The sequence below is a fragment of the Gracilibacillus xinjiangensis genome (assembly GCF_042651765.1).
GTDB classification, from domain to species: domain Bacteria; phylum Bacillota; class Bacilli; order Bacillales; family Amphibacillaceae; genus Gracilibacillus; species Gracilibacillus xinjiangensis.
Map to the genome: position 1 here is coordinate 161,384 of NZ_JBHSDT010000003.1, position 13,914 is coordinate 175,297.

Annotated in this window: 12 protein-coding genes and 1 pseudogene; 7 read left to right on the forward strand and 6 right to left on the reverse strand. The window is 36.4% G+C overall.

What is annotated here, in order from left to right:
- Positions 1 to 333 precede the first annotated feature (333 nt).
- Together ACFOY7_RS03745 and ACFOY7_RS03750 are read left to right on the forward strand one after the other, a co-directional pair.
- Positions 334 to 1,062, forward strand: a complete 729-nt coding sequence (locus ACFOY7_RS03745) for a CAP domain-containing protein (protein WP_390249530.1) — start codon at positions 334 to 336, stop codon at positions 1,060 to 1,062.
- Between the two features lie 337 nt (positions 1,063 to 1,399).
- Positions 1,400 to 1,774: a PH domain-containing protein gene (locus tag ACFOY7_RS03750; protein WP_390249532.1), complete on the forward strand. Its 375-nt coding sequence runs from the start codon at positions 1,400 to 1,402 to the stop codon at positions 1,772 to 1,774.
- A gap of 151 nt (positions 1,775 to 1,925) precedes the next feature.
- On the opposite strand, the gene ACFOY7_RS03755 is transcribed toward ACFOY7_RS03750, so the two are convergent.
- Positions 1,926 to 3,944, reverse strand: a complete 2,019-nt coding sequence (locus tag ACFOY7_RS03755) for a methyl-accepting chemotaxis protein (RefSeq protein ID WP_390249534.1) — start codon at positions 3,942 to 3,944, stop codon at positions 1,926 to 1,928.
- Positions 3,945 to 4,128: 184 nt separating this feature from the next.
- Between ACFOY7_RS03755 and ACFOY7_RS03760 the strand changes: the two genes are divergently transcribed.
- The 4 genes and pseudogenes from ACFOY7_RS03760 to ACFOY7_RS03775 all read left to right on the forward strand — a co-directional run bounded on the left by ACFOY7_RS03760 (position 4,129) and on the right by ACFOY7_RS03775 (position 6,825).
- Entirely contained in the window at positions 4,129 to 4,446 is a 318-nt protein-coding gene (locus tag ACFOY7_RS03760; RefSeq protein WP_390249536.1) for a four-helix bundle copper-binding protein, read from the forward strand.
- 23 nt (positions 4,447 to 4,469) lie between these two features.
- Positions 4,470 to 4,709: pseudogene (locus ACFOY7_RS03765) on the forward strand (DUF2188 domain-containing protein); the annotation flags it as partial.
- Between the two features lie 272 nt (positions 4,710 to 4,981).
- Entirely contained in the window at positions 4,982 to 6,334 is a 1,353-nt protein-coding gene (locus tag ACFOY7_RS03770; RefSeq protein ID WP_390249538.1) for a PepSY-associated TM helix domain-containing protein, read from the forward strand.
- Between the two features lie 17 nt (positions 6,335 to 6,351).
- The gene (locus ACFOY7_RS03775) at positions 6,352 to 6,825 is read left to right on the forward strand and encodes a FixH family protein (protein ID WP_390249540.1); all 474 of its coding nucleotides are present in this window, start codon (positions 6,352 to 6,354) and stop codon (positions 6,823 to 6,825) included.
- A 138-nt stretch (positions 6,826 to 6,963) separates the two neighbouring features.
- Here ACFOY7_RS03775 and ACFOY7_RS03780 read toward each other — a convergent pair whose 3' ends face one another.
- From ACFOY7_RS03780 to ACFOY7_RS03800, 5 genes are all read right to left on the reverse strand, one after another.
- Positions 6,964 to 8,238 (reverse strand): hypothetical protein, encoded by a 1,275-nt coding sequence (locus ACFOY7_RS03780; protein WP_390249542.1) that lies wholly within the window; start codon positions 8,236 to 8,238, stop codon positions 6,964 to 6,966.
- Between the two features lie 173 nt (positions 8,239 to 8,411).
- Entirely contained in the window at positions 8,412 to 9,170 is a 759-nt protein-coding gene (locus ACFOY7_RS03785; protein WP_390249544.1) for a sporulation protein, read from the reverse strand.
- Positions 9,171 to 9,341: 171 nt separating this feature from the next.
- Complete coding sequence (locus ACFOY7_RS03790) at positions 9,342 to 10,481, reverse strand: type II asparaginase (RefSeq protein WP_390249546.1); 1,140 nt, start codon at positions 10,479 to 10,481, stop codon at positions 9,342 to 9,344.
- 195 nt (positions 10,482 to 10,676) lie between these two features.
- The gene (locus ACFOY7_RS03795; RefSeq protein ID WP_390249548.1) at positions 10,677 to 11,516 is read right to left on the reverse strand and encodes a Cof-type HAD-IIB family hydrolase; all 840 of its coding nucleotides are present in this window, start codon (positions 11,514 to 11,516) and stop codon (positions 10,677 to 10,679) included.
- 16 nt (positions 11,517 to 11,532) lie between these two features.
- Complete coding sequence (locus ACFOY7_RS03800; RefSeq protein ID WP_390249550.1) at positions 11,533 to 12,975, reverse strand: glycoside hydrolase family 1 protein; 1,443 nt, start codon at positions 12,973 to 12,975, stop codon at positions 11,533 to 11,535.
- A 196-nt stretch (positions 12,976 to 13,171) separates the two neighbouring features.
- On the opposite strand from ACFOY7_RS03800, the gene ACFOY7_RS03805 reads away from it, so the two are divergent.
- Complete coding sequence (locus ACFOY7_RS03805) at positions 13,172 to 13,897, forward strand: MurR/RpiR family transcriptional regulator (RefSeq protein ID WP_390249764.1); 726 nt, start codon at positions 13,172 to 13,174, stop codon at positions 13,895 to 13,897.
- Positions 13,898 to 13,914: the final 17 nt, after the last annotated feature.

The following is a 13,914-nucleotide window of genomic DNA, read 5'->3' on the forward strand; positions in this document are numbered from 1 at the left end:
AGTTAGCATAGAAAGAGCTGTTTTCCATTAGCCGATATTGCCAAAAAAATATGCCGAAATTGCTTTGGTTTTTGATTTCTTAACAGCTAGTTTCTTAATATTACAAGGTAATTACAAAATAATTAAACACACTTGCTAGAACAAATCCTGTCAATAGCTATTTAATACTTTTTATTTCCTGCCCTTCATTTTATTACCATTAGACGCATAGTCTCTTACTGATAAAATCTATCATCCTACCTATTTTACTTATTTACCAATTAGAACCATAAATATTACATCAAAACCCATGCTATGCTATAAGAGAAATTTCAAACAAGGAGTGATTGACATATGTTTAAGAAAATAGGTATTGGAGCAATACTAATTACTACACTAGTATTCGGTAGTGGATTTTCAGCTGAGGTCCAAGCACAATCTAATTATACAAAGCAAGTATATTATCAATTTAGTGGAGATCAAATCTCTAACTCTTCTGTTCAAGAGATGCTTAACAAATGGTTTGCTAAATATCCAAAAGCACAGGTTGAGGTAAAAGAAGACAAAGGTGAAGCAGTTACAGAGCAAGAGGAGTCAAACACAAAACAATCTGATAATAAACAAGTAGTACAACCGCAAGAACCTGCTAATAAAGAAACTGCTGCAAAACAAGAAACAACAAAAGATAACCAAACAACACAGGCACTTAGTCAATTTGAACAACAAGTTGTAACACTTACTAATCAAGAACGTCAAAAACAAGGATTATCACCATTAGAAGCTGATAAAGAGTTAAGCAAAGTAGCAAGAGCGAAATCACAAGACATGGCAACTAATGGATACTTTAGCCATAATAGCCCAACATATGGTTCTCCATTTGATATGATGAAGCAATTCGGTGTCAGCTACAGAACTGCTGGCGAAAACATCGCTAAAGGCCAACGTACACCACAGGAAGTAGTCAATGCTTGGATGAACAGTGAAGGTCATAGAGCGAACATCTTAAACCCTGAGTTTACTCATATTGGTGTTGGATATGTAGAGAACGGAAATGTTTGGACACAGCAATTTATCGGGAAGTAATAGCAGATTAAGAGAAAGAAGATCTTCAAAAGGAGGCTTCGAGTATCGGAGGTAGAAACTCATTTCATTACAAAGGAGCCCCTGGCATTGTCAGGGGTTTTTATTATACTGCACGCAATAGGTTTATCGTTCTTTCTAACACAGTAATTAATTTCCAATGGTGAATTCAGTTCCAGTCTAATATTATCTCCATAAACCCAGATGTCCTCACTATTACTTGTAAAGACTCCATACTCGCAGGGAAACTTTCGAGACTTCCATCGAAATCACTAGAATTAATTGTATGAATTAGCAATTCATTGATATGATAAGTGTAAACAAGAAGGAGGTTTTTTAAATGGGATTTTTAGATGGATTGATGGGAAATGCCTCAGAAATTAATGTACGTGATATCGAGAAGGAATTTGCGACAACTTTATCTTCTGGAGAACAGGTTGAAAAGGCCTATAAATTGATCCGTGATCTGTTTGTTTTTACAAATAAGAGATTAATTTTAGTTGATAAGCAAGGGATCACAGGAAAGAAAACAGAAATCCTTTCCCTTCCTTATAAAAACGTTACCTACTTCAGTATTGAAACTGCAGGCAACTTTGATTTAGATGCTGAACTGAAAATATGGGTATCCGGCAGCTCTGCACCGATTCAAAAACAGTTTAATAAAAGCTTGAATATTTACGAGGTTCAAAGCGTTTTGGCAGGATATGTTTTATAGGATAAGGTTTATGTATGGATGAAATGTAAGTATTTTTTAACTTCCATCAAAAAAGCGCAGAAAGAGCTTAGAATTCAAAGCAGTATTAATAGATTATCTCAATAGAACAAAAGAGCTTGGTTTCCCAAGCTCTTTTGTTCTATTACTGTACTTATAACGAAAATCTTTTCACTAATCCATCTAATGTTTGCGCCATATCAGCCAAATTTTCTGATGCCGCCGCTATTTCTTGCATTGCAGCCATTTGCTCCTCAGCAGAAGCTGAAGTCGTATGGGCACTATCTGCAGATAACTTGGTTACTTTCTCCAAATCAGTAATATTTTGAATTACTTGTTGTGTTCCTTGAGAAATACTGTTGGTTACTCCAGAGATATCTTGTACTTGTTGTACAATTTGTTTAGTCGAACCTTCAATACTAGCAAATGCATTGGCAGCTTCTTCACTTATCAACAGCCCCTGATTCAGCTGGTTATGTACGTTTCCTTGCATAGTTTCCGTTGCTTTTTCAACAATTTCTATCATTTTCATTATGGTGGCATCTATACCTTCTGCTACTTCTTTTGATTGATCAGAGAGCTTTAATATTTCATTTGCTACAACGGCAAATCCCCTCCCATGCTCTCCAGACCTTGCAGCTTCAATCGATGCATTCAATGATAATAGGTTTGTTTGTTGCGCAATATTACCTATTGCACTATTCATATTAATTGCCTCATTTGATAGATTTGATAGTTCCACAATCATATTGGAAGATTCCTGAACAGCTGAAAGAATCTTATCCATCTGTGCTTTCACGTTTGCAATCGTTTCACTACCTTTATCAACATCTTGATCGGTTTTATTAACAGTCTCCGAAATGACATCTAGAGAGTCAACAATAGAATGAATACCTTTAGCCATACTGCCAATAGCTTCTGCCGTCTCTTCTGCAGCTTCCACACCATTTGATGCTGTTTCCGCTGATTCTTGAATTGTGTTGACGACATCCTCCACAGATTTTGTTGTTTCCTCAGTACTTTCCTTAATTGACTGAGATGATCCTGTTAATAGATTGGATGCTGATTTTAACTCTTGAACTACCGTTCGGAGAGAAGCTGTCATTTCGTTAAAGTCTTCTGCTAAAAGTCCAATTTCATCTTTTCGTTTTATATCCACCTGTTCGTTTAAGTTGCCATCCCGCACATTTCTTGTACTCCTGCTTAACTTTTTCAACGGAATTAGAATGGAACGGAGCGTAAAGACTAATAATATTGCTCCAAGTATAATAAATATAACAAGTACAATTAAAACTGTTTGTAAGATTGGAACAGCTGCATCGCTGTAATCACTCACTGCTACTAATCCAATCACTGTCCACCCAGTGATAGGTTCCTCTATTTCATAGAGTTCCGTAATCATGGTTAAGTCTATTTCTGTTACAATAATTTCTTCTGTGTTAGCATTTCCAGTAGCTAACGGAAAGCTGTCACCTTGCTTTATATTCCCCGCATCAAAAATAAACCCTGTTCCTGTGACTATATTCCCTGCTTTATCGAGAATAGCCATTGTTCCGGTATCTCCAAGCTTTGTACTCTTAACTGCTTCTGTTAAAGAAGAAAGACTCATGGACAATTGGACGACACCTTGATCACTGCCTAACTTCTGGGATAATCTCACTATCCATTCGTCATTCTCCATACTCTTAACAACATGGGAGAAGACAGTATCATCAGATTCTTGTGCAGTGATGTACCAATCCTCTTCCCTCGGATCAAATGTACTGTTAGCGTTGGTAGGTGTACCCAAAAACGTACCATCCTCTAAGCCAACTGTTACCTCTATTATCTCCTCATTATTACTAACGAAATATTCCATAAATTCGTTGACGATTTCTTTCTCACTATCTAATGAATATCTGTCTACAACATCTGTTAATGTGTTAAGATTCATCAGTGATCGATTAATAAATTGATTTGTATTACTCTCTACCAGTGTGAGACTGGATTTTGTGCCATTAGTAATCTTTTCTCTCACTTCATCCTTCGCCGTTTCATAGGCAAAATAACCTATAATGGAGCCAGGAACAATTAATATGACCAAAAATGATACGATTAATTTTGTTCGAATTAAGTCTGTTTGTTTTTTTATTGTTGACAACCATTTTTTCAGTCGCCCCTTAGATGATTTCATATAATCACTGCCCTTTTCTAGGTTTAATCATTCTACCTATTTTATCGACATCTTTTTACAAAAATTTAATATTACCCATACTTTTGGCCCGCATTTTTTATCTATGCTGAATATTTCATGTTTAAACTTTTAAATGATGGGAAAAAGAATACTGTTACTAAACTATATAAATGGAGGGTAAAGAATGGATCAACAGAAATTTCTTGAGATACTGAACGAATGTGCGACGTCTTGCGATAATTGCTATAACGCTTGTTTAGAGGAAGAAAATGTAAAAATGATGTCTAATTGCATCCGCTTAGATCGAGAATGTGCAGAAATCTGTAGATATCTAGCATCAGCAATCTCCCGAAACTCTCCTTTCATTAAAGAAATTGCAACTCTCTGCAGCCAAATTTGTACAGCGTGCGCAAATGAATGCAGACAACATGAACACGACCATTGTCAAAAATGTGCGGATATTTGTATGAAATGTTCAGAGGCTTGTAACGAACTGCTTTAAATTTACAAAAGAGGAGGAATAGGATGCCTTGGGATAAACAGGATTTCCCTAGTTCCTTAAAAAATCTAGATCCTGTGGTAAGGAATAAAGCCATCGATATTGCAAATGCAATGGTGGATGAAGGTTACAAAGAAGGACGAGCTATTCCCATTGCAACAGAAAAAGCCAAAGAGTGGTATGATAATGCATCAGATGAAGAAATTGATGAAATTAAGCAAATGAGTGATAAGGAATTAAGAAGTCGTGACGGAAAGTCATCAAACTAATTCAACAATTCTCCTAATCAGAAAAAAATGATAGCAACTACAAGTTTAGATACCTGTTACAAATTCTAGTGTGAAAAATGTAACTACATTGATTCCAACTCAATTGTTAATGAAGGGCTGATTGTTAATTTTACTAACAATCAGCCTTTTATTTGTATGAAATTTATTATTTAATATACATTGTTTAATATTTCACAATATTGTCATTGGCACTCTAACATCCTATCTATTAAAATAAAGTTTAATATATTAGAATCGAGGATAATCTTATGCTTACTAGAGAGAACCGTAACCATCATGCAAATATCTACCAAATTGTCTGGCGGTGGCATTTTTATGCTGGTGTCATTATTGCACCTATTCTTCTAATCCTTGCTGTTACAGGCTCCATTTATTTATTCAAACCACAGATAGAAGCCTTTATTTATGCAGATTATTACCAAGTTCAGGAACAAGGAGAGAAGCTAGCTCCCTCTGCTCATACAGAAACAGTTTTGGCTGAATATCCTGATGCCAAAATAACGAAATATCGCCCGGGTGAAGATAGCACTCGATCCGCAGAAGTCCGGGCATTAATTAACGGAGAATCTTTTACATTTTTTATTGACCCTTACACATCTGGGATTATTGGCAAACTAAATGACCAGCATCGATTCATTGATCGAGTAGAAGAATTTCATGGTGAACTGATGCTTGGTACTTTTGGTGATCGTATGGTGGAGTTGGCAGCATGCTGGACATTAATTTTAATTACGACAGGCCTTTATATTTGGTTTCCACGAAAGAGACAGAAAATTTTTGGTGTCCTAATCCCAAGGTTTAATAGGAATAGACGAATACTTTTCCGAGATTTGCATGCAGTCACAGGCTTTTGGCTGTCGATTGCTATCATTTTCCTCGTCTTATCTGGGCTGATATGGTCTGGCTTCTGGGGTACTAAAGTCCAAACACTATTAACAAACGCTGGCGTTGGCTATCCTCCGTCAATTTGGGTAGGCAGTGCACCTGAATCAGGTATTCAAACAAAAGATATCGCAGACGTCCCATGGTCTGCTCAAACTATGCCTGTTCCCAGCTCTAATCAACATAGCGGCTTTATTCCATTAAGCATTGACGATGTTGTTCATATCACAGATAAAGAAAAGATTTATCCAACATATGAGGTTATTTACCCATCCAGCGCAAAAGGGGTATATACAGTCTCTGTTTTTCCACCACAGGCAAAAGATGAGGCAACAATGCATATTGACCAGTATAGTGGGGCTATTCTTGCTGATTACCGTTATGATAACTATCAACCTTTAGGAAAATTACTGGCATGGGGAATAACTGTGCACAAAGGATTAGAATATGGAGTAATTAATCAAATTGGCGGTTTCATAGTTTGTCTCGGGATTATTAGTCTTGTAATCAGTGGATGGATAATGTGGTGGAGACGAAAACCAAGAGGCCGCCTGGGATCACCAAACAGTCCAAGTATTTTGACAAAGAAAAGACTCACGATTCTACTCCTGATTTTCAGTATAATTTTCCCACTTGTCGGTCTGTCTGTAATAATAATTTTCCTATTAGATTGGACAGTTTTACGGAGAATTCCGAGGTTAAAAAAATTCCTCACATAAATGGAAGGGGTGCTAATATGAAAAGAAATTGGATATGGTTAATGGCTGTCATATTAATGGCTTGCTCCTCTAACCAAGTAAAGGATTCTTCTGCTGAACTGTATCATACAGAGTACCCTCTCGAGGCAGATATTGCTTTACCAGCAGAAATGATAGCAGATCAAGAAATCGAGGTCGAAATATTGTTAACAAAAAATGGACAGCCGATTGAAGATTTAGAGGATGTTCAGATTAGAATTTGGCAGGATAAGCACGGGGGCCAAACCAAAGAAACGATTGTCCCTTACAACCAAGAGGGTTGGTATCGTACAAATATTGTATTAGATGATGATGGTATCTATTACCTCCAACTGCATGCAAGTTTAAAAAATTCTTCAATCATGCCGACCAAACGCTTTATTGTCGGAGAACTCTCCTCTAAAGAGTTAGAACAATTAGAGCGTTCTAAAACAAACGAACCAAAAGATCATCAACACGGGGAGCATCATTAGACGGAAGCTTTTCCGTAATTTGATGCTCTTCCATTAAACTTCTGAGTAAACTGCTGTTCAAATTTTAAAAGAATCGTTTGAACAGCACCATTGAATAATTTTTATCTGTCCCCCTCACACCTGCTAACCTTAGGAAATTCAACAATGAAGATCATCTAACAATCCTACTTCTCCAGTTTCTGCATGAACATAATAGTCACAATCAAGCATCCCGCATAATAAATATTCTTTTTCTTCATAATCATATACATAATAAGGCTTTACTTCGAAGTAAGCCTTTATTCTCTCAAATGCTTCTGATTTCTCTATCTCCCTAACACCTTTTGGATCAAATTTGCCGATCATATCAAAGGCTGAGAAGCCTGTTGTATCGATATAATTTAACACTTCATACGTTTCACGACAAATCATAATGACAAGTTTTTTTCGTAAAATCTTCTTATCTTCTTTGACTGGTCTTAATACTGCCTGAATCATTTCCATGTCTCGATACAGGTGATCTAATAACCATTGTCCTGAATCATCAGCATATTCTATCCGCATAAAGGTCTCTACTACGTCTATGCACTTCCCCTTCTCTTCTTCCGTTATCGGTTTTGCATCAGGGCTTGGTTCATTTGCATAGGCAACTTCAGCAGACACTTGTCTGTCGACGAAAACAGGTTGACGGTTAATTACACCATCCAAACCACTATCCCATCTTAATAAATGATCCATTCGGCTTTGCAAACCTTCAGGTACACCTATGTCATAACTAAGTGTTGCTCGGTTTTTATTCACAATAAATATTTCTTCCATGCCATATACTTGCTGAATTTTCTCCTTTTGAAAGTCTGGGAATTCAATTAAGTGCAACTGATTATAGGCAATATCTTGTATATTCTCTTTCGATAGATTAAATACTTCTTGTTTCACTGAGTCCCTCTTTGGAAAATCTCCAAAAACTGAAAAAAGAAGGAGTTGCCCCTCTTCATTTAGATTAACATCAATCTGTCCTGATGGGAAAACAGATATATTATTAATACTTGCCTTAAGTTGCCAATTGTTATCATCCTGCTTTGACAATCGGTATTGATCATGATTTATTCCTGTTTCTTTCTCCACCCAGTCGATTATATTTTCTGTATGCGGTTCAAACCTAATGTTAGCAAAAGAGGTTTTACCAACAAAAATAAGACTCTCTATTTTTTTTGTATGAATATCTACCTCAACGCTCGCCGTTCCTTCAGGGTTGAGATCTTCATCTTCAACATGTTCAGCTATATTCACAGGAAACCATTCCATGCAATAAATATATTTGGTTTGCTGATATGTATTTAATTTACGACTAATACTAGATCTTTTTAAGTAATATTGATCTAGTCCCAGCTTTTCTTTGATCCAGTCTTCTAGATCTTTTAATCTTTGGTCCAATACTTTTTCGCTCCTAACTATAAAATATGATACAAAAGGGGGAAATCCGTTAATAAAATAAGAATGTTTCTTAATTTTTTCGAGACAAGTTCACAGTCTCGATCGTACTAAATATCTCTTTTATCCCAATTTCAAGGATACCGACTGCCCAATTAGACACTCGGTATGACTTGTTAACTATATTGCTTGATTATGTCTCTAAGCTTATTTGCAATATATGCCGGTCCTTGCTCTATTTCAGAATTAGTCAATGTTAATCGGACATTGGATTCGTCCATATCTAGAGCCTCAGCAAACAGACTGCCTAGGCCTTTCACTCTTCTATCCACTTGTAAAGCAATTTCTACTCTGTCTTCTTTGACAAAGAAAACAGCTTCTAATTCATCTAAATCTGAATGAAATGCAGGCGCTGGGCGAAATTCAAATTCTTGAATATAGCCATGGCGTTTTGAATACTCCATCTCTACCTTCCGTAGTTCAAAGCCTAATTCTTGTGTAATAGCCTGTAGAGCTGTATCCATATAAACATGTGGTGTTACATGCAAATAATCACGATCATTCGGATCAATAGCTTGCGGGATATCTAAGCCAGTTTGCACCCAGACTCTTGTACGGTTAATAGTAGGCGGTGTATGAATTGGCAGCTTAAATTCAAAGTCAATCTCTTTCACTTCACTTTCCCCAATAATAAACGATTCATTTAAAGCAAAGCGACCCAGAACAACTTTTTCGTAATACTTCTTATCATCTCGTTCTCGCAATGCTTCTGTCATCACATAAAGATTGATACGATCTATTTGTTGTTCTGTTCGGCCACCTTTAACAACTACTTTCCCCCGAAGCATTTCATCAGGACTTAACGTTTCATTAATTAATTGTGTATCAACTTCGGCGCTTCCTATTCCAGCACTTGCGAGTAATTTCTTAAACATAAACATCATCCTCCGATTTTTTTCTCCAAAGTATTTTATATGCGCTATATTTTTCAAATAGAACTTGTTAATTATTGCTCCCCTAATAAAGGTACGAATAGAAGCACCCTGTAGTTTCATATAAATTTTATCCTTATATTGAAAAAAGAGGACACAATGGCCCTCTCCCCCTTAATATTCATTATAGAATGTTTGGATTTCTTCATCATCATCTGTCACAGTTAATGCTAGCATTAATAGAATTCTAGCTTTCTGCGGATTTAATGAATCAGAAGTCATAAAACTATCTCTTGGAGAAACCGTTCCTCCTCCAACTCTACTAGATACGACGATTTCACTGCCACTTTCTATCGCATCCCTGGCTCCTTCCACATAGGCTGAAGATAATGATCCATTCCCTGAACCTGCCAAGACTATACCATCAGCGCCATTTTCTACAGCAGCATCAATCATATATCTTGGATTGTTTTGATAGCTATAAATGATATCCACCTGAGGCAATTCCTTAATGTCTGAAATATCAAAAACTGTTTCTGCCGTATGTTTTTTTGCCGATTCATTATAGTAATAAGGTACCCCGCCGACAATTCTGCCTAAATAACCTTCTTCCGTTGCTGAAAATGTATCCACAACAGTAGTATTTGTTTTCGTAATATATCTAGCAGCGCCGATTCGATCATTTAGAGCAATAAGTACACCCTTGCCTTTCGATTTCTCTGAAGATGCTAATAATACAGCGTTATACAAATTTAGCGGACCGTCAGCACTTACTGCTGTTGCTGGCCTCATAGAACCCACAACTACTACCGGCTTATCACTTTTCACCACTAAATTAAGAAAATATGCAGTTTCCTCTAATGTATCTGTTCCATGTGTTACCACTACCCCATCAACATCATCAGTTGCTAATAATTCATTAATTCTGTTTCCTAATTCTAGTAATATTTCATTAGTAATTTGCGGACTACCAACATTGGCAATTTGTTCACCAGATATATTCGCTATATCAGCCATTTCCGGAACTGCCTCAATTAATGCTTCGACACTAAGTTCGCCCGCTTTGTAATCTGTTGTATCTGTACCAGATTTACCACTACCTGCAATTGTTCCCCCTGTTGCCAAAATAGCTACATTTGGTAAGTCTTCATTCTGTGTTGATGCCGATACATTTTCCATTGTTGGTACATTGGTTTCACTTTCCTTTTCTGCATTTTCTACATTCGTGAAGCTAGGAAAGTATGGTGCTGCTAACATTATTGCAAGTGTTAAAGCAAAAGCAATCGATAGATAAATTTTCTTTGAAGCTTTCATTATGTAATCCTCCTAGTTATGTATGATAGAAGCTACTCTAACATCAATTTCTAGAAAAATAACCTTTATTGTTAAGTGTTCTGACAACATTTTTCCTTTACTGTTAACTTTTGTTGCTGTTTACATAATTGAATTGCAAGATAAGTAAGGGTTTTGTTGCTACACACTAAAAGCTCCTCATAAATGAGGAGCTTTTTAAATCAATTGATATTTTTGAAAACTCAGATACAGTCCATTTTGATCTGGTGTTAATGTGATATCATTTGCCATTTGTTTCAATTCTGCTTTTGCATTACCCATGGCAATCCCATTTTCTGCAAATTCGAGCATTTCTAAATCATTGAGACCATCACCATAAGCGAACGTATCATTTCGATTTTTATGAAGGTATTCGAGCACTTTCTCAATCGCCAGTGCTTTATTTATTCCCTTGATTGATAATTCACCGCTGTTCTCACCAAAGACAGGAACAGTACTAGGTATTACCTCAAATTCATTGATAAACTCTTCCCGAATTATTTCGAAAGGTACCGATGACCCTAGAAAAGAAATTTTACTAATATCTTCCCGAATAAGGTTTTCCTTATCAATTAATAGTTTTTGAAATGGCCTGAGCCCTTCTTCCATCTCTTTACTTAATTCAGGACGTTGCTCAATCGTTTGATTTATTATTTTCTCTATATGTGCTTTACAACCTCTGCTTGCAAATAGGCCCCCATTTGATTCTAAATAAAAGTCAATTTCATGCTTATTAAAGAAGTTAACTAGCCGTTCAATCGCTTGCCTTTCAACAAATTGATGGAAAATAACTCGATTTCCTACTTCGATATAACAACCAGCCGCACCAACGATTCCGTCAAAGCCAATTTCTAATATATGATCAAATAACTCTGCCTTGGACCTTCCCGTACATAGAAAAACAAGATGTCCATTTTTCCTAGCTAGTTTAATGGCATTATAAGCTGATTCTGGTATAATGCCACTATCATTAACTAAGGTGCCATCAACATCAAGAAAGATAATTTTCTGACTCATATTACCACACTCTCTATTATAATTCAGAACCATTTGTTGAGATGACCTGTTGATACCAATCAAATGACTTTTTCTTTTTTCGCTCTAATGTACCTGTTCCATCATCATGTTTATCCACATAAATGAATCCATAGCGCTTCGACATTTGACCAGTTGACATACTAACCAAATCAATACAGCCCCACGCAGTATAGCCCATTACATCCACACCATCTTCGACCGCTTCACCAATTTCACGAATATGCTCTCTTAAATAATCAATGCGGTAATCATCCTGGATCGATCCATCCTCTTCGACCTTGTCATAGGCGCCAAGACCATTCTCTACAACGAATAACGGCACACGATACCGATCATATAGCTGATTTAAAGAGATACGCAAACCGACAGGATCAATTTCCCATCCCCAGTCACTTGCTTTTAGAAATGGATTTTTCGCACCATTTAAAATATTTCCTTCTATAAAATCTGATTCATCTTTTATTTTTTTCTCTGTTCGGGACATATAATAACTGAAGCCTATATAGTCTACAGTATGTTCTTTTATGACATCTAAATCGCCTTCCCGAATATCCAACTTAATATGGTTTTCTTTGAAGAAACGTTTTGCAAAAACAGGATATTCCCCACGCACGTGCACATCTCCACAAATATAATTGAAAACTTGTTCTTCCCTTAATGCGTGGAATATATTATCTGGATTGCAATCATAAGAATAAACTGGTGCATAAATTAACATACAGCCGATTTGTGATCCCGGGATGATTTCATGTCCTGCCTTCACAGCTAAACTGCTTGCCACAAATTGATGGTGAAGACCTTGGAAAGACTCCTGCAGCTTGGACTCCTCATCTTTTGGCGAGAAGCCAAGTCCCATAATAGGATGGAATACCGCTCCATTTATCTCATTAAATGTCATCCAATATTTCACTTTATCTTTGTAACGTTTAAATAATGTTGTGGCATAATTTTCAAAGAAACCAATTACTTCGCGACTTCTCCAGCCACCATATTCCTTAATTAAATGCAGGGGCATTTCATAGTGCGAGATCGTTACAACAGGCTCAATTCCATGTTTGTGCAGTTCATCAAACACTCTGTCATAGAATGCCAACCCTGCTTCATTTGGTTCTTGTTCATCCCCTCTTGGAAAAATTCTTGACCATGCAATCGACATACGATAAGCTTTAAAACCCATTTCTGCAAATAAAGCAATATCTTCTTTATAGCGATGATAAAAGTCAATTCCTTCATGGTTTGGATATCGATATTTATCTGCATCTATTTCAAAAGCAAATCCATGATCTTTCATAATTTGTGTTCTTACTTTTCCTCCTGGTAATACATCAGCTAAGTTTAGCCCTTTTCCATCCTTATCATAAGCACCTTCTAGTTGATTGGCAGCAGTTGCGCCACCCCACAAAAACCCATCCGGAAACTGCAGATTACTTTTAGCCATATGCTTGACCCTCCTAAATTTATCTATAATCATATTATAGAAACTATAATAAGCAAGGTAAACAAGCTAGTCAGTTTTCGTAAGGGATAACACAAATAGTCATTTGTTTCAGAAATGTAACAATGCGTTACTTTTCAAAACCGATTATGTTATGATAGGTAGTAAATATAAATACAGGTAGGTAATTAAAATGTCAATTTTCACTCATGAAATGATCGCTTCTTTTAATCAGCTGGAGACAGATTTATATAACTATATATCGCAAAATACGGAAAAAGCAGCGTACATGAGAATTCGAGAACTTGCCGATGAGACACATGTATCGACAGCAACTATTTTGCGGTTTTGCCGTAAAGTAGGATGTGCCGGTTTTACCGAATTCAAGATCATGTTGAAGATGGGCTTAGAAGATAAGAAAAAAACGGTAATTAAAAGTCCTCAGCATTCTATTACAGAATTTTTTGAACGGACATTAAATAACAGAGAATTAGAGGGTAATTTGGAAGAAGCAGCTTCGGCAATATCTGAAGCTGAGAATGTCGTTTTTATCGGTATGGGAAGTTCAGGAATATTAGCAGAATATGGTGCCCGTTATTTTTCTGCATCAGGGAAATTTTCGCTGTATATAAAAGATCCTCACTTCCCTATCCATAAAAAATTCCAAGATTCCAGTATAACCGTGGTATTATCTGTATCGGGTGACAATCCTTTCACTATCACACAAATCAATCAACTAAAGCAAGAGGGCAGTAAGGTTATAAGTATTACGAATAATAGGCTATCAACGATTGCAAAGATCTCAGATATTAATATTGCCTATTATGTTACGGAAGAAAGGTATCAAAGTGCCAATATAACAACACAAGTACCCGTTATTTATATCCTGGAAGCAATAGCAAGAAAGATTTCCATCGTTAACTAATATAAAATCCCTGTGTT

Bases quoted from the DNA above. Each gene is read 5' to 3' on its own strand.
- ACFOY7_RS03790 (WP_390249546.1), bottom strand. From the start codon at position 10,481: ATGAAAGCTTCAAAGAAAATTTATCTATCGATTGCTTTTGCTTTAACA.
- ACFOY7_RS03785 (WP_390249544.1), bottom strand. From the start codon at position 9,170: ATGTTTAAGAAATTACTCGCAAGTGCTGGAATAGGAAGCGCCGAAGTT.
- ACFOY7_RS03755 (WP_390249534.1), bottom strand. From the start codon at position 3,944: ATGAAATCATCTAAGGGGCGACTGAAAAAATGGTTGTCAACAATAAAA.
- ACFOY7_RS03795 (WP_390249548.1), bottom strand. From the start codon at position 11,516: ATGAGTCAGAAAATTATCTTTCTTGATGTTGATGGCACCTTAGTTAAT.
- ACFOY7_RS03775 (WP_390249540.1), top strand. From the start codon at position 6,352: ATGAAAAGAAATTGGATATGGTTAATGGCTGTCATATTAATGGCTTGC.
- ACFOY7_RS03745 (WP_390249530.1), top strand. From the start codon at position 334: ATGTTTAAGAAAATAGGTATTGGAGCAATACTAATTACTACACTAGTA.
- ACFOY7_RS03760 (WP_390249536.1), top strand. From the start codon at position 4,129: ATGGATCAACAGAAATTTCTTGAGATACTGAACGAATGTGCGACGTCT.
- ACFOY7_RS03770 (WP_390249538.1), top strand. From the start codon at position 4,982: ATGCTTACTAGAGAGAACCGTAACCATCATGCAAATATCTACCAAATT.
- ACFOY7_RS03750 (WP_390249532.1), top strand. From the start codon at position 1,400: ATGGGATTTTTAGATGGATTGATGGGAAATGCCTCAGAAATTAATGTA.
- ACFOY7_RS03800 (WP_390249550.1), bottom strand. From the start codon at position 12,975: ATGGCTAAAAGTAATCTGCAGTTTCCGGATGGGTTTTTGTGGGGTGGC.